Raw genomic sequence first — 22680 nt, forward strand, 5'->3', positions numbered from 1 at the left:
GGCGTTCCGCCTCCCGGACGATGATTTCCGGGACATATTGACCCTTGGGAATGACGATGCGCAGCAGACTGTCGCGGCCTTCGGAGACATAGTAGCCGTCGAGGTCGTGGCGCAGCCGGCGGGCCTCCAGCCGGACGACTGGATCGGCCTGCGGATCGAAGTTCTCGTCACGGCCGAAGATGCTGACGCCGACCGAATAACCCTTGAGGTTCTCGCCGCGACCGGCAAGTGTTTCCTCGACGAGAAAGCGCAGCATCGCGCGGCGCCTTGGTGTGGCGCGAAATTCGCTGCTGTCGAGAATGCGCTGGAGTTCCACCCGGATGTCGGGGGGCGAGACATTGCTGCCCGGAGCCGTAGTTCCTGGTCCCGTTTGCCGCGCAGATGCTATCTGGAAAAGCTTGAAGCTGCCGCGCAAGAGACGCCCCTCTCAATCTCCCGTTGCGGGCGCAGTGTATTCCAACTCGAGCCAGACCGGAAGCGCCGAGAAGTCGAAGTAGGCAGGCGAATCACCTGTTCGTACCTGTTCGCACCTTGTTTGTGACGGAGTGCGACGGCCACACTCACGTCCGTGACGATCAAATCCGGGGGGCAGGTGATGCCGGACGTGGCTTTTGTCATCGGACGTTTCCCAAGACACGAGCTGGCGGTCCGACGACTCTATACGGCGATGCCGGAATTCAAGTCTCTCTGCGAGGCCTACGCCACGGCGTGTCGCGCCCTCGATACATGGAAGGAGGATCCGGCCAAGGCAAGTGACTACCGCCAAATCCTGAATGAGCTCGGAGAGGAGATCCTCGACCTGATCGAGGCTGGACCGCGCACAGATGACGGGTCGGGATAAACCCGGCCATCCAACCACGGAGATTGACGATGCTAAGACGGACGGCAGCCAGACTGCTTCTCGCTTGCGGGGCGATTTCGCTCGCGAGCGCGACAGCACTTGCGCAGGATGCGCAATCAAAACCGAATATCCTGTTCATCGTTTCGGACGATACCGGCTATGGCGACCTCGGCCCCTATGGTGGGGGCGAAGGGCGCGGCATGCCGACGCCCAACATCGACCGGCTGGCCAATGAGGGCATGACTTTCTTCTCGTTCTACGCCCAGCCGAGCTGCACGCCCGGTCGGGCCGCCATGCAGACCGGTCGGATCCTCAACCGCAGCGGCATGACGACCGTGGCCTTCCAAGGGCAAGGCGGCGGTCTGCCCGCAGCGGAATGGACGCTCGCTTCCGTCTTGAAACAGGGCGGTTACGACACCTATTTCACCGGCAAGTGGCACCTCGGCGAAGCCGACTACGCGCTTCCGAACGCGCAGGGCTACGACGAGATGAAATATGTCGGCCTCTATCACCTCAATGCCTACACCTATGCCGACCCGACCTGGTTCCCGGACATGGATCCGGAGCTGAGAAAGATGTTCACGGAAGTGACCAAGGGCTCGCTCTCCGGCAAGGCCGGCGAGCCCGCCAAGGAAGACTTCAAGATCAACGGACAGTACGTCGACACGCCCGCCAAGGGCGTCGTCGGCATCCCCTATTTCGACGGTTATGTCGAGAAGGCGGCACTGGAGTTCCTCGACGAAGCGGCGAAAAAGCCCGACACCCCGTTCTTCATCAATGTCAACTTCATGAAGGTGCACCAGCCCAACCTGCCGGCGCCCGAATACGAGCACAAGTCTCTGTCGAAGAGCAAATATGCCGACAGCGTCGTCGAACTCGACTCACGCATCGGTCACATCATGGACAAGCTGCGTGAGCTGAAGTTCGACCAGAACACGCTGGTCTTCTACACCACCGATAACGGCGCCTGGCAGGATGTCTATCCCGATGCCGGTTACACGCCGTTCCGCGGAACCAAGGGCACTGTGCGCGAGGGCGGCAACCGCGTACCGGCGATCGCCTGGATGCCCGGCAAGATCGCGGCCAATTCCAAGAACCACGACATCGTCGGCGGCCTCGACCTGATGGCGACCTTCGCCAAGGTCGGCGGTGTGCCGCTGCCGGAAAACGACCGCGAGGACAAGCCGATCGTCTTCGACAGCTATGACATGACGCCGGTCCTGTTCGGCAGCGGCAAGTCGGAGCGCAAGGCCTGGTTCTACTTCACGGAGAATGAGCTCACACCGGGCGCTGCCCGCGTCGGAAACTACAAGGCCGTCTTCAACCTGCGCGGCGACAACGGTGTCGCCACCGGCGGCCTCGCCGTCGATTCTAACCAGGGCTGGAAGGGACCCGACAAATATGTCGCAACCGTTCCACAGGTCTTCGACCTCTGGGCCGATCCCCAGGAACGCTATGACATCTTCATGAACAACTTCACGGAGCGCACCTGGACGCTGGTGACTATCAACGATGCCGTCAAAGAGCTGATGAAAACCTATGTCAAGGAACCGCCGCGCAAGCTGCAGAGCGAGGTCTACACCGGTCCGGTCACGCTCTCACAGTACCAAAGACTGCAATATGTGCGGGAGCGGCTGAACACGGAAGGCATCAGCATACCGCTGCCCACTGGCAACTGACGAAAGCCGCCGTCGCCGGCCCCTCGTCGGCGGCGACATCTCTTTGACCTGAACCAGAGGCAACCCATGTCTCAGCATTTCCTTTGCCTTCCCAAGGCTACCTTCGCAGCGATCGTGATGACTAGCCTGACCATCTCATCCGCGCTTGCGGCAGATCTTGCGTCCTGGAACGACGGCGCGACGAAGAAGAGCATCATCGATTTCGTCACTGCGGTGACGACCGAGGGCGGACCGGACTATGTCGCACCGGCCGATCGCGTCGCCACCTTCGACAATGACGGAACACTTTGGAGCGAGCAGCCGATGTATGTGCAGCTCGCCTTCGCGCTTGACCGGATCAAGACGATGGCTGCAGATCATCCCGAATGGAAAGACCAGGAGCCCTTCAAGTCGGTGATCGCAAACGACATAAAAGGCGTGGCGGCTGCTGGCGAGAAAGGTCTCACGGAGATCGTCGCCACGACGCATGCCGGCATGACCGGCGAGGAGTTCACCAAAATCGCCACCGACTGGATCGCCACGGCGACACATCCGAAGACCGGCAAGCCTTATACCAAGATGATCTACCAGCCGATGCTGGAGCTCGTCGACTATCTGAGGGCCAACGACTTCAAGGTCTTCATCGTTTCCGGGGGCGGCGTCGAGTTCATGCGGCCCTGGACCGAGACAGTCTACGGAATCCCTCCGGAGAACGTCATCGGCTCCTCGATCAAGACCAAATACGAGGTCAAGGAAGGCACGCCTGTCATCGTTCGCCTACCCGAGATCGATTTCATCGACGATAAGGAAGGCAAGCCGGTCGGCATTCAGAAGTTCATCGGCAAGCGCCCGATCGCAGCCTTCGGCAATTCCGACGGCGACTTCCAGATGCTGGAATGGACTACGGCGGGTTCCGGCAGGCGCTTCGGCCTGCTCGTGCACCATGACGATGGCATTCGAGAGGTCGCCTATGATCGGGAATCGCATTTTGGCAAGCTCGACCGCGGCCTCAACGAGGGGCCGAAACGGGGTTGGACCATCGTCAGCATGCAGGACGACTGGGGCCGGGTCTTCCCGGAATGAATGACATCAGGATCGACCCACTTTCGACTTACTCAGCGTAACGGCTATCGCGATCGCGACTGGGAGACCCGAGTTGGCGCCGTCGATCTGCGGATTCCAAAGCTTCGCACCGGCACTTACTTTCCGATGAATCATCGCTCAACAGCCGGCCTTGGGGCGGCCTGAAATCAGCCAGAGAAGCAGCCTCACGTCCCACAGCTGTGGCGGCAGGCCTCGGCTAGCCACGCCCACTGAATACTTGGGGTAGGCGCGAGTTCAGTATTGAGGAAGAGTGTAACTAAAGGTCGATTCTGAAAACCTTTTGGGGGAGTAGGAGCTGTCTGTAAGCGAGAGTCGCGATGACACGCGTATAAACGGGGGAAATATGCGTACCATTCGTGTTGGAATCAGTGCTTTTATCGCTGCCGCCATCGCCGGCTTCTCCTGGCTGGCTGTGTCAGACCAGGCATATGCAGCCAATTGCAGTGCTCGCGGTGGTTTGGCTTATCTCGGAAACACCAAAGGGGCTGCCAACTCCGTCTGGCTTTCGGGCACGAGCGCCGGATCATTCGGTCTTGAAGCGGCGCAAGGCAATCAAACTGTTGATACGTGGAACAAGACCAGACGCGGCCTTCATCTCTCGCTTTCACCGGTTGTTTCAAATGGCAACGGAGGCACGCACAAGCTCTATGACCTCTCGGGCGGAAAGCCATGCCGGCTCAACACCCAGAACCAGGTGCGCGGCGGGATACTCCCGAGCATAGACTGGCCCGACGGTCGGCCAGATGTCGGACCACAACCGGTCTTCCCAGGCTTCGATTGGCCGTCCGGACGTCGGGCCGCAGCCGGTCTTTCCAGGGTTCAAGCCGCGTACGCCGACTGTGACCAGAGGCGGCCGCGTGGTCGCAGCCAGGACACCGGATACCTGTATCGACCAGCGGTCGTCCGATGCCCAAGAACGGCGCGATCTGCCGATCTGCAGGGACCTCGCTGCCGAGGAAGCCGCCGCGCGAAGTGCCGACCGATCACAGGTGCCATTGACACCCGGCCGCGATCTGCCGGCGCCTTCGCTCTGGAACTTCTGGTCGGACCTCCAGTTCACCGACATTTCCGACGAACGCTATGACCGCGACAGCGACACGCTCGCCCGCTCGTTGACGATGGGTCTCGATCGCCGGATCGCCGACAACTTCGTCGTCGGCATGACCGTTTCGCTGGAGGACAGTTCGACCGATACCTTCGACGGCACGTTGGGCATCGACACCGACGGCTTCAGTTTCGGTCCCTACGCGGCCTATCGCCTCTCGAAACACTGGGCGATCGACGCATCGCTGACCTATGGGCGCTACAACAACGACATCGAACTAAGCGCGCTGAACGGCGAACAGGATTCAGAGCGACTTGCCGGCGAGATCGCGCTCCACGGTCAGTACAAGCTCGATGCCTATGACATCCGACCCAAGCTATCGGTCACCTAGTCGCATATCAACAGTGACGACTACGACCTCTCGGGCAGCATCCTCGACATACCGGTCAGCATCTCCCTTCCCGGTGACAGCTACAATTATGGCGTTCTTGTCTCTCGACCGAGGTCAGCCGCTACTTCCGCCTGCCAGACGGACAGCCGTTTCTCGTCTTCGCCGAACTCGGGGGCGAATACCAGTTCGAGCGACCCAACGACGGCAAGATCCTGACCGGCGACCTGTCGGAAGTAACGCCCTCGCCCTGGTCGTTCTCACTGCGCTCGGGCTTCCGGATGCTAGTAAATAACAATCTCCAGATCGAAGCGACCGGCGGCTACTTGAGTTTCGGCCAGGACGATCTCGATGTATGGGAGGGCAAACTCCACGTTTCTTGGAGTTTCTGAACCGCGCTACCAGCTGTTCCCTGCCTGACGACGGTTTGCGTCAACACAGTAGGAACGCGCGGACCACATGGTTTGGATCGGCGCAACGAGGCACTTTCGTAGTCGCGGTCTGAAGGTTCGCCACATTCTCCCGACCTCGTTTTCAGTGCAGGCCGACGAGACGGACGCAGGCCTTGCCAAGCCCCTCGTCGAGAAACGCGATTTGGGCAAAACGGCCGAGCGCAAACGTTCGTTTGCGCAACGGTTTCCCGGCGTCAGCAGAAACAGGAGCTTGATGCGCGCGCAAACCTGTTGCATAACAATAAGCATTGGCAACAGATTTATGTGACAGCAATGCTCGTCGGCTATGCTCGTGTCTCCAAGACAGACGATCAGGACCCTGGTCTGCAACTTCGTGCGCTCAAAGCTGCTGGCTGCAAGCGGATTGCGGAGGAGCGAGCATCGGGAAGACGCTGGGATCGACCCGAACTCTATCGGCTTCTTGGCGAACTCGACGAAGGCGACATCGTGGTTGTCTGGAAACTTGACCGACTAACCCGGTCGCTCAAGGACATGCTTCTTATCCTCGAGAAGATCGAAGCCGCTGGCGCCGGGTTCCGGTCACTGACCGAGGCAATCGACACGACCACGCCGGCAGGCCGCATGATGATGCAGATGCTCGGCTCCTTCGCCGAATTCGAGCGCGCCATCGTACGTGAACGCACCATGGCGGGACTACAGGCGGCCAGGGAGCGCGGGCGAAAAGGCGGTCGTCGCCCGAAGCTGACGTCCGATCAGCGCTCCGAAATCATCGGCATGCTGAATGACGGCCGCCCCGCGGCTGAAATCGCCCGTCTCTTTCGCGTTCATAGGGCTACCGTCGGACGCATCGGCGCTGAGGCCAAAGTAGCCGTTCGCTGATTGTTCTTTCAGTTGGCCGTTTTCGCAGCGACGTACGCACCGGGCCGAGCTGCTGACCGACCAGGATGTCGAAACGCTCAAGCATCTCGTCAACCAAGGCATGGGCGACAATACGCTGCGGGCTCTCACCTCCGACCTCGCCTATCTCGAAGCCTGGGGATTGGCCGCGACCGGCCGCTCCTTGCCCTGGCCGGCGCCCGAAGCGCTGCTGCTCAAATTCGTCGCCCATCATCTCTGGGATCCGGAAAAGCGCGCGAACGATCCCGATCATGGGATGCCTGTAGACGTCGACGACAAGCTTCGGCACCAGGGGTTCCTGAAGTCCGTTGGCCCGCATGCGCCGGATACCGTGCGCCGGCGGCTGGCCAGCTGGTCGACCCTCACAAAATGGCGCGGCCTCTCTGGTGCCTTCGCCTCCCCTGCCCTCAAATCCGCCATTCGGCTCTCCGTGCGAGCCGTCCCGAGTCAGCGCCGACGCAAGAGCGCCAAGGCCGTTACCGGCGACGTGCTGGCAAAACTGCTGACCACCTGCGCGACCGACAGCCTTCGCGATGTCAGGGACCGGGCGATCCTAATGGTCGCCTTCGGCTCCGGCGGCCGCCGGCGCAGCGAGGTTGCCGGGCTACGCGTCGAGCAGTTGACAGTCGAGCCGCCGATCGCGGTGCCCGGCGGCGCTCCCCTCCCCTCTCTCGCCATTCATCTCGGCCGCACCAAGACGTCCGATGGCGAACAGGATGAGGTGGTCTATCTGACCGGCCGACCTGTCGAGGCGCTCAACGCCTGGCTTGCGGTTGCCAGGATCGAGACGGGCAGCGTGTTTCGGGCGATCGGGCGCTGGGGCACGGTGTCGCGGCGCGCGCTCGATCCGCAGTCGATCAATGCCATCCTGAAGCAGCGGGCGGAGATGGCGGGGTTGGCCAAGGGGGATTTTTTGGCTCATGGGTTGAGGTCGGGCTATCTGACCGAAGCGGCGAACCGCGGCATCCCTCTCCCTGAGGCCATGGAGCAATCGAGGCATCGGTCGGTGCAGCAGGCCTCCAGCTATTACAACAACGCGTCGAGGAGGACCGGCCGGGCGGCTCGGCTTCTCTTAGATGATTGAGGCCGAGGCCGTTCGTTCACCGTCCTTCTGTGCCGCGTGCCTATTGCTCCTTCATCAGCGAAAGCAGGAACAAACTATTTGCGGCACAGCCCACGCCGGCGAATCCATCAAAACTCATCCCACCCGCCGTCTGACGCAGCCGTCGCGGGACCTCTAACGGCGCCCGCTACTCTTTTTAACATTCTGAGGGCGGGAGACGCTACCGGCCTGTCAGTCGTTGTGGCGAGACCGATTTGCCTCTGGCTCTTTCCTTCGAACCGACGCCCGAGTTGGAAACCCTCGACCAAGCCGCGCAGCCGCGCCGTCTCCTGAGCCAGAGTCGCGCCGGCGGCATTCGTTTCCTCAACCATCGCCGCATTCTGTTGAGTCACCTGGTCCATCTGATTGACGGCAGAATTGACCTCAGAAAGCCCGGTGGCCTGCTCCTTGGCGGAACTGGCGATCGCCTCCATATGGTCGTTCACCGCTGCAATATTGTCCTGGATGGTGCGCAGGGAATTCCCGGTCTCGCTGACCAGCTTGACGCCGGTGCTGACCTCCTCGCTCGAATTGCGGATCAGGCCCTTGATCTCCTTGGCGGCCTGAGCAGACCGCTGCGCCAGCTCACGGACTTCCTGCGCGACAACGGCAAAACCCTTGCCGGCCTCGCCGGCGCGTGCGGCCTCGACACCGGCGTTGAGCGCCAGGAGGTTTGTCTGGAAGGCGATCTCATCGATCACGCCGATGATGTTCGAGATCTGGTTTGATGAAGTTTCGATGCGCGACATGGCTGCAACAGCATCGGCAACGACCTGACCTGAGCGCTCGGAATTGCCGCTTGCGGTCGCTGCAGCATGTCGGGCCTCGTCCGCCCGTCGGGCTGCATTCGTGACGTTGAGGGTGATTTCGTCAAGCGCTGCCGCCGTCTCCTCGAGCGAGGCGGACTGTTGTTCGGTGCGGCGGGACAGGTCCTCTGCGCTCTGACTGATCTCGCGCGTACCTACGTCGATCTGGTCCGTCGAATGCGCCACAGCACTCAGCGCATTTCGCATTTGGCTGAGCGCCTCATTCATCGTGCGCCTCAGGTCTTCGAAGTCTGCTGTGAAAGGCTCGTCGAGGCTGAAGGATAGGTCGCCTTGCGCCAATTTCGTCAACGCAGCGCCGATCGTGGTTACCGCATGCACGCGCTCAGTGACATCAGTCGCGAACTTTACCACCTTGGTAATTTTTCCCTTCGTGTCGAGGATCGGATTGTAGGCGGCATTAATAACAACGATCTTGCCATTCTTGCCGTAGCGGGTGAACTCCGCCGACTGGACTTCGCCCCTGCGCAGTGCTGCCCAAAACTCGCTATACTCCGGCGACTGCGCATAGGCCGGATCGACCAGCATACTGTGCGGCCGGCCCTTGATCTCATCCAAACGGTAACCGATGGCCTTGAGAAAGTTCTCGTTAGCGGTCACTATTTCGCCTTCGGTCGTGAACTCTATCACACCCTGGGAGCGACTGATTGCGGTCATCTGTCCCTGGTAGTCCATGTTTTGCAACCGCTCTTTCGCGTCCGCCCACTCGACGGCAAAACCGGTTATTTTGCTGCCGGAGCGCAACGGGGTCACGATGAGGTCGAAGGCCCGATGGCCGATCCAGATCGTTGCCCTGTGCTGTGACTTGAGCGCGGCGAGCATGTTGCGTTGATGCGACAGATTCTTGTGGAAGATGTCGATGTTGCTGCCGATAAGCTTGGCGAAATCGAAACGGGGAAGCTCTTTCTTCAGGTCCGCTTCCGCCTCCCTGAGCAATTCCTTAACGGCGTTGTTCATGTACCGAATGTTGAGACTTGCGTCAGCGATCATGACGTTCGCCGTGATCAGATCGAGCGAATTCGTTTGCATAAGGGTCTTGCTGGCATGACCGAACATCTAATGTCGTTCCTTGGGTTAGAAGACTGCTTAAAACGGTTGCTGAACCCGCAGTCTGATTTTGTCTAAGGCTGCTTTTGAGTTTAAAGATCCCCGTTCTATGGCGCTCGATTCTCCAAGGTTTCGGTAACAATAGCCTCAAGCGTTGTGGTGATAGCAGCAAGACGATGTCGCAACTGCATTAGGCAACCCGTGAGATCATTGGTGCTCTCATCGGCTTTCGCCTCCGCTGCATCCGCAGAATGGTGATCCTTTGCACCGCGATGGGGAAAGACCAGAATGTTTGACGTCGACATTTCCCTTGAAGGATACGGGAAGAGCCGCTCGGGAATTGGCCAGCTTGGGCTCATCAAAACTCCTCCCAGCTTCCGACTTGCGCGGCAGCCCCGAAACCGACGGCACCAGCGACCTTGGAGAGCATCCGACGGGCGGGCGAAGAAAAAGGAACATGGTCGGCTCGCGCTGGTTCCGGGCTCCGATTGACGGCCCTTGCGGCACCAAGCTCGATGCGAAATTCGCCGACGATGCTTCTCAGCCGGTTGACTTCGCCTGCCAGCGAACTGCTTGCCGCAGTCGACTCCTCGACCATTGCAGCATTTTGTTGAGTAACCTGATCCATCTGGTTGACCGCAGTATTCACCTCGGCAAGACCGACCGATTGTTCCTTTGCCGACGTTGCAATAGCGTCGAGCTGGCTGTTGATCGAGGCGACTTGCTCCTCGATCACTTTCAGAACCTGGCCGGTTTCTCGCACAAGCGTGACGCCCGTGCTAACCTCATCGACCGAATTGCGAATTAGATCTTTGATTTCCTTCGCGGCCTGCGCCGACCGCTGAGCGAGTTCGCGGACCTCCTGAGCAACGACCGCGAACCCTTTGCCAGCCTCTCCCGCTCGGGCAGCCTCGACGCCAGCGTTCAGAGCGAGGAGGTTCGTCTGGAAAGCAATTTCGTCGATCACGCCGATGATGCTGGAAATCTGCTGCGACGACTGCTCGATCCGCTGCATGGCGTTCACGGCATTGGAAACGACCTCGCCGGAATGGCGCGCCGACTTGTTCGCTTCTGCCGCGACGTGGCGCGCTTCTTCAGTTCGCTTTGAAGAATTGGCCACATTGGTCGTAATTTCGTCCAGCGCGGCTGCGGTTTCCTCCAGCGACGCGGCTTGTTGCTCCGTGCGCTTTGACAGATCCGACGCACTCTCGCTGATCTCGCGCGCGCCATTGTCTATTGAACTTGTAGCTTCGGAGACAGCGCGAAGACTTTCGGCAAGTTGGTCCACAGCTGCGTTGAAATCGGACCGAAGCGTTTCGAAGTCTCCAGCAAAAGGCTCGCTCAGGCGGAATGTCAAATCACCATTCGACGGCACATTCTATCTCGAACTGCAACAAAGGCGCTAAGCTGCCTGCTTTTCGGGAGCCATGGTTTGATCCGTACCTTTTCGCATTTGAGTTTTGACGAACGCCGATCGATTTCCAGGATGTTGGATCAGAAGTTTAGCCAGTCTGAGATCGCCAGACGCCTCGGCCGGGACCGCGCGACCATCTCCCGGGAGATCAAACGCAACTACTGGCACGATCAGGAATTCCCCGATGCCGAGGGCTACTGGGCGATGACCGCCAACGACATGGCGCGCGACAGGCGCCGGCGGATCGGCAAGCTCTTTCGTCGCGAGGATCTGCGGAACGAAGTGATCGGAAAGTTGGAATCCGGCTGGTCGCCGGAACAGATTGCTGGACGACTGAAGATCGAACCAGCGGCCAAGGCAAGCGTCTGTCACGAGACGATCTACCGATATGTCTATTCACCGGAAGGACAACGGCAGCAACTGGCGCGGCTTCTTCCGGAACGGCGGAGAAAGCGCCGGCCGAGATATGCTCGCAAACCGCAGAACCCGGTCTTTCCAGATGAGCGTTCGATCAAACATCGGCCGGAAGCCATCAACGATCGCAAGGAATTCGGTCACTGGGAAGCCGATCTGATGATCTTCGAAAGGGTTCAGGGCAATGCCAATGTGGCAACGGTTGTCGAGCGGATGAGCCGGTTCACCATGCTGTTCAAGAACAACGACCGGCAGTCCAAGCCGATCATGGAGCGGCTCATCAACGTGCTCAGCCCCCTGCCCAGGCATGCCCGGCAAAGTTTGACGTTTGATCGCGGATTTGAATTCGTCTCCTGGCGGCGACTGAAGCAAGGAATGGGAACCGATGCATGGTTCTGCGATCCGTCTGCGCCCTGGCAAAAAGGCTCCGTTGAGAACATGAATCGGCGGATTCGGCGTTACCTGCCGAGGGATACTGCTGTCCTGTCCGTTCCTGATGAATCGATACGATCACTGATCGATCGGTTGAACAGTACGCCGAGAAAATGCCTTGGGTTCCGCACCCCAGCTGAAGTGTTCAGGCGTGAAGTGAACAAATGACGGCAAGCCGGGGCGGAGGACGGATTTCATGAATGATCCTGCGGTGATTGCGCGGCGAGAGAAAGTGTTATTAGGCAGCCAGCGGCAGAATAGAGATCGTCAATGCACGCCGATATCGCTTTGCGTATCCGATTCCAACTGCAGGCAAGCTGCCCAAAGTGGCGTCTTGTGGAAGGATCCATCCTGCAGAAGAGTGAGCCCCTCTCGTGCCTCGTAGAGCAAGCCGAGCCAGCATAAGCGTTGGAAGACGCCATACTGAAGATCGGATTTCAACTCCCAGGCTCCTATGGTCATTTCGGTGTCCGACAAAGGCGCCAGGTCTGGATAGAGGATTTTCACAACGTCCATTGGCGTGCAACCTTCTCTGGCCTTGATATTGAGAAGATTGAGGAACATGCGCCACCAGCGTAACCGCGCTCGGACCTCCTCTTCCCGCTCGGTGGCGTGGACATAGGAATAGAGATAATCCGTGGCGACCAGATCGAAGAAGGCTTGCGGGTTCACCAAAAACTCCCGGCCGCGTCTGGTTGGCAGCAGCACATCCTTTTTCCCGCGAAGAAGCTTCAGATGACGGGCCATGTCGCGCACGACCCAAAGCGGCGGCATGTCGCTTTCATTGAGCACCTTGTTCATGCTGTAGAGGTCCTCGGCTGTGAATCCTGGCCAGAGGAAGTGCACAGCGGCCCAATGCACGAACTTGCGGTTCATGGCGCCGGTCGCCGTCAATCCTATGCCACCCTCACCGTCAGCATAGGCAACCGAAAGAAGCATGCCGCGAAGAAGTGGTGACAGCGCGGCGATGTCGACGTCACCTTGCAGGTTGATTTCCGGAAGCATCGTGCGGCTTTGATCCCCAACTGCGCCATGCAAGTCCCAGCGAGTATCGAGCGGTAAAAGAACAATTGCTAGTGAGAAAGCTAAAGCCGAAGGGGTGCGTCATCACCCGCCCCCGCTCCGCCCTTTCAACCCGGCCCAGCCGGTCGGATCGGGGGCTGATCTCCCTGCCCTGTAGTAGCCTTTAAGCCCTTGTTGCATTTACATTAGAAGTCACAGACATATGCTTCAGACCTTTCGCAAGGCCTGAGGTCGCCTGCGCCATATCCTCCGCGCGCCGACGTTCCTGTTCAGCCGCCCGCGCCCGCTCCGTTGAACGCGATGCGCTTACGGTCATCAGGTGTCGTCGCCGCGAGACGTGCAATTTCGATGTCGAGCATCCGCCGGTTGGGAAGCCCTGTCAGGCCGTCATGGAAGACGGACCAGTTTATCTTTCGCTCCGCGTCGCTGCGTCGTTTGGCCTCGACCCTCAGATCCTTCAAACGCAAAATCGAATAGGCGAAACCAAGAACGCCAGCGACGGTCAGCGCAGAAAATACGTCGTCGAGCTGGTAAGCCTCATGCGAGAGGAAGAGCCGATCGAGCGCCTCATGCGCATCGAACTCCACCGCAAGCGCGGTGACCACCACATAGACGGCAATCCACGCAAGTATCTCGACGTGGTATCGATTACGGAAATACGGCATGCAACCTCCGACGCGGATTGGCCTCATGCCAGCTCAAGAGGTCTGCATCGACCTTCTGATATGTGACACAGCAGCTAATGCCACCCGCCCCAACAACGGCGGCCAGCACCCGCAGCAAAAATTCTCGACCGCAGCCTGCGTGTCCCCTGCCTCAGTTGGTCGGTGTGCCGGCATTCATAGTTCCAAAGAGCGCCCGCTGAAGCGGCGCGGCAAGCGTCGCCGCAAAAGGGGTCGCGATGTGGTGGCGGTCGCGGAAAGTCAGCTTGCCGCCAATCATGGCGGGGCAGGTCGTTCTGTTGCAGAATAGGTCGGTGATGTCGACGTAAGAAACATTCCCGATATCCGAAATGGCCTTCCTTTCCGCGTCCGGGATCGTCTCTTCCATCGCCCCGCTGCGCGGCGTGTCACAGGTCTCGGGCGCCCTTTTTTGCCAGAGCGCGCGCGCGACGCATTTGTCGAGATAGGTCTTGTGCACGGGCCCATCCCGGAGCACGGCGATCTTTGTGACAAAGCTTCCCAGGGCGTCCACGGTCCTGCGGAGCCCCCGAGCCCATGTGGCGGCGTCGATCTGGTGGGCAGATATGACGTTGGCGTCATTCTTGACGTAGGACGAGGAATATTCCGAAATGATCACCATGTCGGGCTTGCGTGTGGCAATCTCACGCATCGCGAGCTGCCGCCATCGATCGCATTCCTCGTAATTCCGCATGAGCATCGAATTCCAGATCGTGATGTCCGCCGCTGGGCAGGAAGATTTCAGATAGGTAACGAGCTGCCACTGGTTACTTTTGGCGATGCTGATCAGCGGCGTCGACCAGTGGTCGGCATGTGAATCCCCGAAGAGAACGATCGTCTTGCCGGGGTTTTTGGCGCCGAATTCACAGGGTTTGGGCTGCACCTGTTGGGCGTTGAGAAGACAGCCATCGTCGAACTGCCGGGCGGACGAATCGAGCTCAGCGCTTCGGAGGATAAGATTCTGCTGGGGATCGATGTTGTGATTGGCCACCTGTGCGCTTCCATAGGCTGCCGCTGCACCACACGCGGTCAGAAGCGCGGCAAAACCGAGGGAGCGGCTCGTCCTTGCCAACAGCCAGGGGTTCCTCCGCATCGGGTTTTCGACCAAGCAGTAGCTGAAGACTGAAAGGCCTAGGATCAGCGCGAGGCACAGGAACCGTTCGAAGATAGTGAGCTCGGGTTTCAAGATGCTGGAATAGACGATCACCGGCCAATGCCAGAGGTAAAGCGAATAGGATATCCGTCCGAGCCACTGCAGCGGCGGTAGCGAAAGGAGGACTTGCGGTCCCGCCGGGCCCGGCCGGGTGCCGCTGAGAAGCACCATCACTGTGCCGGCCACCGGAACCAGAGCAGTCAGTCCTGGAAAGGGCACGTCCTCTGACATGCCGAGATAGGCCGTCACGATCAGGCCGATTCCAGTCCAGCCAAAGACGGGCGTCAGCCGAAAGCGCTTGGCCGCTTCCTGAGAGATCATCGAGGCGAGTCCTCCGCAGGCGAACTCCCACGCCCGGAGCGGTGAAAAGTAAAATGCCCATGGTTGGGATATGGCGGTATAGCGCCAGCAGAAGGCGAAGGAGATGACGCCCACTAGCGCCATTGGGAGGAAAAGCCCGTATCTGCCGAGGCGGAGCCGAGCGAATAGGAGCAGCAGGGCCGGCCAGACGAGATAGAATTGCTCCTCGATTGAGAGCGACCAGAAATGGATGAACGGATTGTTAAACGCGTCCGGGGCGAAATAGTCGGCGGCCCAGCTGATAAGCCACACATTAATCATATAGGCGGACGCGTAGAACGACTCCTTAGAATAGAGCTGCTGCTCGGGCGGCGAAAGAATGAAGTAGCCGAAGAAGAGCGTCGCCAGGATGACGAAACAGGATGCAGGAAGAAGCCGGCGAGCTCGTCGCGCGTAAAACCGCAGGAGGTCGAGCGAGCCGGTTCGCTCGATTTCCAGCTGGATGTGCCTGGTGATGAGATAGCCAGATATGACGAAGAAGATATCGACACCGACAAAGCCGCCGGGCACACTGGTCATGCCAAAGTGAAATGCGATTACTCCCGAAACGGCAAGGGCACGCAGCCCCTCGATATCCATTCGGAAATGATGTGTTTCAGTTCGTGTAGCCATATCGAAACTTGAATGCCCTATGTTGCGGTCTCACCGCATCAGTACCGACGAAAAAGTACAGATCTTGCTGGCCAGCATGTGAAGGCAGGCTCTCCTATGCATTATCCGGAACCGCCATGCGTGACGCCTCCTCGATCAATATCTGACGCATCCAGATACTGGCCGGATCACCGTTATGAAGTGCGGGCCACTGAACTGCTTCCGTGAAAGCAGGAAGCGGCAGCGGAAGATTCATAACTCGCAAGGGTATCGCTTTCTCAAAATACTTGACCAATCGTAAGGGCATAGTGGCGATGCGGTTTGTGCCGCTCAGCACCTGTGGTATCAAGCTAAAACCTTGCATGACGACTTCGACGCGTCTCTTGATCCCATGTTCGAGCAAGTACCATTCTTCGATCGAGGGCCTCATCGAGCGCCCGAACATAACTGCGACGTGTCCCATCGACATGTATTGCTCGAATGTGAGCTCCCGCGGTGCCGCGTTGTTGGTTGGACAACTCACGCATACGAGTTTCTCGTCGAAGAGCTTCGCGGCGGGATGCGAGTTCGCCATAAACAGATCCGGTAGCAGGAGAAAATCAACCTCACCGCGCCGGAGGAGCTCGTTCGGGTCACTATCGAGAGACAGAAGCTCGAAACTGACGGCAGGTGCTTCCCGCGCAACACGGGCAATGACCCTATGAAGAAAAACAAGCGTCATGAAATCCGAAAGAAGGATCCTGAACCGACGGTCGGATTGAGCTGGGTTGAATGGCTCCCAAGAAATAATTGAACATCGAATTTTCAGGAGAACGTCGCGCACCGCCGGGGCGAGTCCTTCGGCTCGGGGTGTGAGGCAAAGTTCACGGCCGTTCATCGTGAACAGGTCATCGCGAAAATATTCTCTTAGCCGGCCGACGGCCGCACTCATGGCGGGCTGACTCAGATTGATGTTGCGTGCCGCCACCGTAAGATTCCGTTCGGTCATCAGCGCGTCGAGCGCGACGAGAAGATTTAGATCAAGGCCTTTGAATCGCACGTTTGAAACCATCCATACTGTGGATCTTTTTCGGCTACCAATTTCATGGAGATGCCATTGACAGCAGCCGCTGTTGGCAAGCGCTCCGAACACGGCCGAAACAAGCGATGCGACGACCACGGCTCCCGCTACAAAGGCATGGTGGATGCTGGCCCTCAGCCGCACTTCGATCGTATCCTCTTTGCTTTGGCCCAGATTGGCATCATACTGGCCGGTAAGAAACATCCAGTTTGGCAGAAAGGAGATAGTCCAGTCGGAAAAGCAAGTGGCGACCGGGCGCGCGCCCAAGACGGGTGCGCGCCGGATTTTTGAAGCGCTCAAGCATCAGATTCTCCGTCGCGTCTACGAAGCGGGAAGCCAGCTGCCATCCTCACGCAGCCTGGCGAATGAACTGCATGTGTCGCGGACAACGGTCACGGTCATCTATGAGCAGCTTGCCGCTGAAGGCGCTTCTTGGAACTGCGCCATGGCGGGTGTGCACGGGGTCACGGCGTTGCAGCTGCGACAGCGCCTGCGTGAAATCAAGGCTGCCGCTCTCGCGTCTGATATGCTCACGGAGCGCTTGGTAACACTCCATGCTCATCCGCTCAATTCTGGGTGCAGGCACGGGCGTAAAGGGCAGTCCGGCTTCGCGAGAACAACGTGCGAGGCAAGCGAGCAAACGCCGGGGCTGTAGTAAAGTTTCGGGCAGAACTCCGGGGAAACGCGAGGGTAGTTGGGATGATGACATCGCTTGGGGGATTGCTCCCTTTCAGGCACAGGCCTTTATCGACGCGGTGCGACGGGCGCCCGCTTGCCGCGGCCCCACAGGATGAAGGTCACGAGGGGAAGCAGGATGAAGTTGAGCGGCAGGGCGGCAAACTCACCCCGCATGGCATGGAAGATGATTGCGCAGATTTGCAATATTGTGCAGCCCAGCGCCGCAAGCACGGTGAGGCGCGGCTGGATGCGGGTAAGAGCAGGCAAGAGGATGCCGATCCCACCCGCTACATCGATCAATCCGGTAAAGCGCAATAGCGTTGGATGTTCGACTGGCCATTGCGTCTGCCACATAGCTGCCAACGCCTCGGCGGGCATGAAGAGTTTCTGAAAACCGAACAGGGTGAAGGCGGCGAATATCAGCGTTTGAACGCTCCAGAGGCTGATTTGCAGTACTTTCCCGGCTGGCTGGATGGGAGTGGAGACGGTGTTTGCTTGCATGGAAAACTCCTGTTTCAGTAAGGCGGCTTCAGGCGGCGATCCGCGCGATCCGCGCCCGCGCGGCGGTCACGGCATTTGCGGCGCCATCGGCGCCTCGGTTCACACCTTCGACACGGATCACCTCGACATCGGTGATACCGATGAAGGCGAGCACTGACTTCAGGTAGGGCGTGGCATGATCAAGCGCTGCCGCCGGGCCTTCGGAGTAGATCCCGCCCGAGGCTAAGACGATGTAAGCCTTCTTTCCCTTGGCCAGTCCCTCGGGACCGCTAGCCGTATATTGGAAGGTCTTGCCTGCTCGGCCGATATAGTCGATCCAGGATTTCAGATTCGAGGTGATGTTGAAGTTGATGAAGGCGGTCCCAATCACCAGCGTATCTGCCGCCAGAATCTCTGCCACCAGTTCATCCGACAGGCAGAGTGCAGCCGCTTCAGCAGCGGTCAGGTCTTTGGCAGGTTTGTGGATTCCGGTCGTGAACCCACCATCCATATGCGGCAACGGGTTGGCGGCGAGGTCACGGTGAACAAGGGCGCCGGCAGGATTGACTGCTTGAAGCCGCTCGGCAAGCTCGATGGCGATCTGGGTCGAGAAGGAGCCGGGGCGCGGACTGGCGGTGAGAAGCAGGATGGATGACATGTGCAGTTCCCTTCGAAAGAATGCGGCAGGTGAATTAGCCATGACATAAAGCTTGCTGGTCATCGGGAAAATCGGCATAAATTCGAACCAACATATCGATAGGGTCGATGAGATATGCAGCCCCACCCAACCTTGGATCAATTTCAGGTATTCCTTGCCGTAGTGGAGAAAGGCAGTTTCTCGGCGGCGTCCCGCGCGCTCAATCGCACCCAATCGGTCATTAGCTATACGATCGCCAATCTCGAGGCGCAGCTAGGAGTGGCGCTCTTCGGCCGTTCCGGGACGAAGCGGCCGCAACTTACGGAGGCTGGCAGGTCCGTTCTCGAGGACGCGCGCCGGTTGCTTGGCGATCTCGATTTGATGCGGGCGCGGGTGAAGGCGCTAAACGAGGGCCTTGAGGGAGAGCTGCCCATCGCCATCAGCAGCGCCGTGCCCTCAGACATCGTTGTCGCTGTGCTGCGCGCCTTCCGAAACCTGTACCCGACCGTGTCTGTGAATGTCACCGTCGGCACGCTCGGGATCGTGATGGATGCGGTCATTACCGGTAGGGCGACCGTCGGCTTCGGCGGTTCCATGGCGACGGGAAATCATCAGATCGTTTCCGAACGGATCGGCCATTCGGCGATGATACCCGTCGCAGCTCCGGACCATCCCCTTGGAATGCTGGGTCGGACTATCAGCCTCGCCGACGTCAGGGACGAGACGCAGCTCGTGGTATACGACGCCTCTGGGCTGACAAAGGGACGCGACTTCAACGTCTTCTCACTCAAGACTTGGCGGGTCAGCGACAACGCAACGAAGCATCAGTTTATCCGCGGCGGATTGGGCTGGGGCGGGCTCCCGGCATCCCTGGTTAAGGATGACATCATCAATGGCCGCCTTGTCCAGCTTTGGTTTCCCACTTTCGACCAGGGCGAGTATCCGATCTACGCCATCCACAATGTCGCCAACCCGCCGGGGCCGGCCGCGGGGTGGCTTACCGCTGAGGTTCGCGCAAGGCTGTCCAGCGAATTCCACGGCTCGAATGGTGTCGGTACCGATCCGTGACAGCAGGTCCTCAGCGCTCGTGGTCACTCGAGTGCTTGACTGTTCCCTCGAAGAATACTCACCAGTCCGGGTATACAGGTTCAAACAGGAATTGGCCCATACGTCTTCACGTTCTCCATCGACACACAGGTGCGGAAACTTCTGACATTTCCACCTTCGAAGAAAAGGGTCCTCGTAAGCTCGTTGTATTCCGCCATGTCGCGGACGTTGCCCGTCTCCGACTTCCTCAAGCTGCGCGACGTACTCGCCCTTGAGATCGCCGACGGCTCGCCGTGCATCTGGGAAATCCGGATGGTGAAGACCCCGGCCGAGATCGACCACATCCACTATATCTGCCAGATCGCAAGCGATGCCTACGAGGCCCTCCCCGCCGGCATCGCCGTCGGCGAAAGCGAACGCGAGATCGTGAGAAAGCTCAGGATCGACATCGCGCGTCGCGTCGCGGACTCCACGCCGTTCATGCCGGCAATTTCCGGACCCGGCGGCGTCCCGCAGATCGTCTGCGGTCCACATGATCGTTTGGTGCAGGAAGGCGACGTGCTCTTCATCGACACCGGATCGACCTTTGACGGCTACTTCTGCGACTTCGACCGCAACTACGCCATCGGCAACATCTCCGACGATGCCAAGCGGGTCCACGATGCCCTTTGGCTTGCCACTGAGGCGGGGATCAAGGCCGCGGTTCCCGGCGCGAAGACCGATGACGTGTTCCGCGCAATGGCCGAGATCATCGAGGAGGCCGGAGCCATCGGCAACAATGTTGGCCGACTGGGACATGGCCTCGGCATGCAGTTGACGGAACCGCCATCGCACAGGCTCGGCGACGGGACCGTCATTGTCGAGAACATGGTGCTGACGATCGAGCCGGGGATGGAATACGCCCTCGGCAAGATGATTGTCCACGAAGAAAACATCGCCATCACCAGGGACGGACCGCGGCTTTTGACGAAACGCGCCCCCAGAGAGATGCCGATCATCCGGTGACCCAAGGTTGACGGAGACAGAAATCGTCACTCGGGCGGATGGTCCGTCCGGGCAATCAAAAAGGGGAATGAAAATGAAAAAAATCGCAATGAAGACCGCTATCCTGCTCGCCGCGATGACGACTCTCGGCACAGCGTCCGCCGCCGTCGCCCAAGATCTCAAGACGATCACGCCAGGTATAATCTCGGTTGGCTCCGACCAGGTCTATCCGCCCTATGACTATCTCGAGGACGGTGTGACAAAGGGCTTTGATGCCGATGTCATGGCCGTGCTCGCTCCAAAGCTCGGCGTTAAAGTGCAGTTCATGAACACCAGGTTCGCCAGCCTGATTCCAGCTTCAGGCGAACCGCTTCGATATGATCGCCTCCGCGCTCTATGTCACGCCCGCCCGTGCGCAGGTCGTGGACTATATCGCCTATGCAAAGACGGGCGGCTCGCTGACGGTCCCCTCCGATGACACCTTCGAGCCCAGGAAGCCTGAAGACCTTTGCGGCAAGCGCGTCGCCAATCTCAAGGGCGCGGCCTGGGTGCCGGAACTCCAGAAGGTCTCTCAGGCCAAATGCGGATCCAACCCGATCGACGTCAAGGAATTCGCCACGTCGGCCGAGGCGGCACAGGCGCTGCTGTCGCGCGGTGCGGATGTGGTGTTCGACGATGCCGGCGTCTCCAAGGCTGCCGTCGTGGCTTCGGGCGACCGTCTCAAGATCACGTCCACGGAAATCCTGTTCCCCGTCGTCATGGGTCTGGCGGTGAAGAAGGGTAACGACGAGCTCTTTAACCGCCTGAAGGAGGCCTTCGAGCCTCTCAAGAACAGCGATGAATACAAGGCTATTCTCGCCAAGTACAACCTCGCTCTGCCGACCGACGCCGAGGTCGCCGCGGCTCTCGTCGAAAGCAATTGATCCATCCTCCCGGGCCGCTACCGGCGGCCCGGTCAACTTCACTGGAAAAAGACAATGGCTTTCGATTGGTCTTACACGATCGGGTTCTTCGTCGCGCTCGCGGACCGCTCCAGCCTGATGGTGGTTCGTCGGGCTGCCAGACTGTACGTCTGGTTCTTCAGAAGCCTTCCGCTCCTGGTCCTGCTGATCTTCGTCTACAATCTTCCGCAGGCGTTCCCGTCGACCTCAGGTCTTCTGTCCATTCCATTCGTCGCAGGCCTTCTGGCGATGGTGTTGAGCGAGACAGCCTACATCGCGGAAATCCACCGCGGAGCGCTTGTCGCGGTCGGCAAGGGCCAATATGAGGCGGGAAAGGTCCTTGGGCTTTCGCGCACGGGCGTCCAGCGGCACATCGTGATCCCGCAGGCGCTGCGCATTGCCCTGCCCTCGCTCGGGAACGAATTCGTCTCCATCGTAAAGCTGACGTCTCTCGTGTCGGTGATCTCGCTTGCCGAAATCCTGCTTGTCGGGCAGCGCTACTATACCCGAAACTTCAAGGTCATCGAAACCATGGTGGCGGTCGCCTGCTACTACGTCCTGATCGTCACCGTCTTGCGCTCAAGGCGTTTGAGCGCCGCCTCGACTTCTCGCGGCGTCTTGCCGAGCTGACCACCGAAGAGGCCGAGCCTAGCGGCGCTGTCGTCAAGCAGATCGTGGACGACGTCCGCACCTCGGCCGCCGAACCCGCCATCCGCCTCGAAAAGGGCGGGAAGTCCTACGGTATTCACCAGGTATTCAAGGACCTAGACCTGTCGGTCAAGCCGGGCGAAGTCGTCTCGATCATCGGGCCGTCCGGCTCCGGCAAGAACAACGCTCATCCGCTCCCTCAACGGTCTTGAGACACTGGAACACGGGGTCGTCTATCTCGAGGAAAAGCCGTTTCTTGCCGGGACCCGGGAGAAGCTCGCGAAGACCATCCGGCATGACAGCGCTGATGCACTAAGGATCGGAATGGTGTTCCAGAACTTCAACTTGTTTTCCCCACAAGACGGCTCTTGAAAACGTCATGATGGGCCCGGTCTACCATCATCGCGGCAGCCTTTCGGACATTCGGAAAGACGCACGGTCGCTTCTCGCCCAAGTTGGCATGCTGGTCCACGAGAACAAGTACCCGCACCAGCTCTCCGGCGGACAGCAGCAACGCGTTGCTATCGCCCGGGCGCTGGCCATGCATCCCTCCATTCTGCTTTTCGACGAGCCGACTTCGGCACTCGACCCCGAGACCGTTGGCGAAGTGCTCCGCATCATGGCTGCTCTCGCCAAGTCCGGCCGGACCATGGTGATCGTCACCCACGAAATGAAGTTCGCGATGGAAGTCTCCGACCGGGTGATCTTCATGGAAAAAGGCAAAGTCGTGTTCGACGGCTCCCCGTCACTGCTGGAGGAACGCAGAAAGCAAGATGGCCGTATCGCAGAGTTTGTCCGGATTTGACCCACGGCAACCCC

Annotated in this window: 16 protein-coding genes and 6 pseudogenes; 13 read left to right on the forward strand and 9 right to left on the reverse strand. The window is 59.4% G+C overall.

What is annotated here, in order from left to right; all coding sequences use genetic code 11:
* The first annotated feature begins 604 nt into the window (after positions 1-604).
* From NMA58_RS30365 to NMA58_RS30395, 7 genes and pseudogenes are all read left to right on the forward strand, one after another.
* Positions 605-841 (forward strand): hypothetical protein, encoded by a 237-nt coding sequence (locus NMA58_RS30365; RefSeq protein ID WP_434715018.1) that lies wholly within the window; start codon positions 605-607, stop codon positions 839-841.
* Positions 842-870: 29 nt separating this feature from the next.
* Complete coding sequence (locus tag NMA58_RS30370; protein WP_416068512.1) at positions 871-2520, forward strand: arylsulfatase; 1650 nt, start codon at positions 871-873, stop codon at positions 2518-2520.
* Positions 2521-2586: 66 nt separating this feature from the next.
* A complete protein-coding gene (locus tag NMA58_RS30375) occupies positions 2587-3582 on the forward strand; it encodes an HAD family hydrolase (protein WP_416068511.1) in 996 nt (331 codons plus the stop codon).
* Between the two features lie 24 nt (positions 3583-3606).
* A pseudogene (locus NMA58_RS30380) lies at positions 3607-3708 on the forward strand (transposase); the annotation flags it as partial.
* A gap of 638 nt (positions 3709-4346) precedes the next feature.
* The gene (locus NMA58_RS30385; protein WP_434715020.1) at positions 4347-5039 is read left to right on the forward strand and encodes an autotransporter outer membrane beta-barrel domain-containing protein; all 693 of its coding nucleotides are present in this window, start codon (positions 4347-4349) and stop codon (positions 5037-5039) included.
* 722 nt (positions 5040-5761) lie between these two features.
* Entirely contained in the window at positions 5762-6328 is a 567-nt protein-coding gene (locus tag NMA58_RS30390) for a recombinase family protein (protein WP_416068779.1), read from the forward strand.
* Positions 6329-6353: 25 nt separating this feature from the next.
* Positions 6354-7430, forward strand: a pseudogene (locus tag NMA58_RS30395) (site-specific integrase); the annotation flags it as partial.
* Positions 7431-7537: 107 nt separating this feature from the next.
* Here NMA58_RS30395 and NMA58_RS30400 read toward each other — a convergent pair.
* Positions 7538-9301 (reverse strand): methyl-accepting chemotaxis protein, encoded by a 1764-nt coding sequence (locus NMA58_RS30400; protein WP_416068509.1) that lies wholly within the window; start codon positions 9299-9301, stop codon positions 7538-7540.
* Positions 9302-9677: 376 nt separating this feature from the next.
* Positions 9678-10688, reverse strand: a pseudogene (locus tag NMA58_RS30405) (methyl-accepting chemotaxis protein); the annotation flags it as partial.
* 63 nt (positions 10689-10751) lie between these two features.
* Between NMA58_RS30405 and NMA58_RS30410 the strand changes: the two are divergent.
* Complete coding sequence (locus NMA58_RS30410; protein ID WP_210633345.1) at positions 10752-11747, forward strand: IS30 family transposase; 996 nt, start codon at positions 10752-10754, stop codon at positions 11745-11747.
* Between the two features lie 99 nt (positions 11748-11846).
* Here the strand turns inward: NMA58_RS30410 and NMA58_RS30415 are convergent, their stop codons facing one another.
* From NMA58_RS30415 to NMA58_RS30430, 4 genes are all read right to left on the reverse strand, one after another.
* Positions 11847-12584 carry a hypothetical protein gene (locus NMA58_RS30415; RefSeq protein WP_416068508.1) on the reverse strand — a complete coding sequence of 246 codons (738 nt, stop codon included), beginning with the start codon at positions 12582-12584 and terminating at the stop codon, positions 11847-11849.
* 287 nt (positions 12585-12871) lie between these two features.
* On the reverse strand, positions 12872-13267 hold the full coding sequence (locus NMA58_RS30420; protein WP_416068507.1) for a hypothetical protein: 396 nt from the start codon (positions 13265-13267) through the stop codon (positions 12872-12874).
* Between the two features lie 151 nt (positions 13268-13418).
* Positions 13419-15407, reverse strand: coding sequence for an acyltransferase family protein (locus NMA58_RS30425; RefSeq protein ID WP_416068506.1), 1989 nt, complete (start codon positions 15405-15407; stop codon positions 13419-13421).
* A 94-nt stretch (positions 15408-15501) separates the two neighbouring features.
* Complete coding sequence (locus tag NMA58_RS30430) at positions 15502-16425, reverse strand: LysR family transcriptional regulator (protein WP_416068778.1); 924 nt, start codon at positions 16423-16425, stop codon at positions 15502-15504.
* A gap of 145 nt (positions 16426-16570) precedes the next feature.
* Between NMA58_RS30430 and NMA58_RS30435 the strand changes: the two genes are divergently transcribed.
* Positions 16571-17101, forward strand: a complete 531-nt coding sequence (locus NMA58_RS30435; protein WP_416068505.1) for a GntR family transcriptional regulator — start codon at positions 16571-16573, stop codon at positions 17099-17101.
* A gap of 89 nt (positions 17102-17190) precedes the next feature.
* Here NMA58_RS30435 and NMA58_RS30440 read toward each other — a convergent pair whose 3' ends face one another.
* On the reverse strand, positions 17191-17625 hold the full coding sequence (locus NMA58_RS30440) for a DoxX family protein (protein ID WP_416068504.1): 435 nt from the start codon (positions 17623-17625) through the stop codon (positions 17191-17193).
* Positions 17626-17653: 28 nt separating this feature from the next.
* Positions 17654-18262: an FMN-dependent NADH-azoreductase gene (locus NMA58_RS30445; RefSeq protein ID WP_416068503.1), complete on the reverse strand. Its 609-nt coding sequence runs from the start codon at positions 18260-18262 to the stop codon at positions 17654-17656.
* 114 nt (positions 18263-18376) lie between these two features.
* Between NMA58_RS30445 and NMA58_RS30450 the strand changes: the two genes are divergently transcribed.
* Positions 18377-19309 (forward strand): LysR family transcriptional regulator, encoded by a 933-nt coding sequence (locus NMA58_RS30450; RefSeq protein ID WP_416068502.1) that lies wholly within the window; start codon positions 18377-18379, stop codon positions 19307-19309.
* Between the two features lie 80 nt (positions 19310-19389).
* Here the strand turns inward: NMA58_RS30450 and NMA58_RS30455 are convergent.
* A pseudogene (locus NMA58_RS30455) lies at positions 19390-19518 on the reverse strand (Lrp/AsnC family transcriptional regulator); the annotation flags it as partial.
* 82 nt (positions 19519-19600) lie between these two features.
* Here NMA58_RS30455 and NMA58_RS30460 point away from each other — a divergent pair.
* The 3 genes and pseudogenes from NMA58_RS30460 to NMA58_RS30470 all read left to right on the forward strand — a co-directional run bounded on the left by NMA58_RS30460 (position 19601) and on the right by NMA58_RS30470 (position 22666).
* Positions 19601-20293 (forward strand): M24 family metallopeptidase, encoded by a 693-nt coding sequence (locus NMA58_RS30460; RefSeq protein WP_434714916.1) that lies wholly within the window; start codon positions 19601-19603, stop codon positions 20291-20293.
* Positions 20294-20408: 115 nt separating this feature from the next.
* Positions 20409-21195 (forward strand): annotated as a pseudogene (locus tag NMA58_RS30465) (transporter substrate-binding domain-containing protein).
* A gap of 54 nt (positions 21196-21249) precedes the next feature.
* Positions 21250-22666, forward strand: a pseudogene (locus NMA58_RS30470) (amino acid ABC transporter permease/ATP-binding protein).
* Positions 22667-22680: the final 14 nt, after the last annotated feature.

This window comes from Rhizobium sp. YTUHZ045 (genome assembly GCF_051124255.1).
Taxonomy (GTDB): domain Bacteria; phylum Pseudomonadota; class Alphaproteobacteria; order Rhizobiales; family Rhizobiaceae; genus Rhizobium.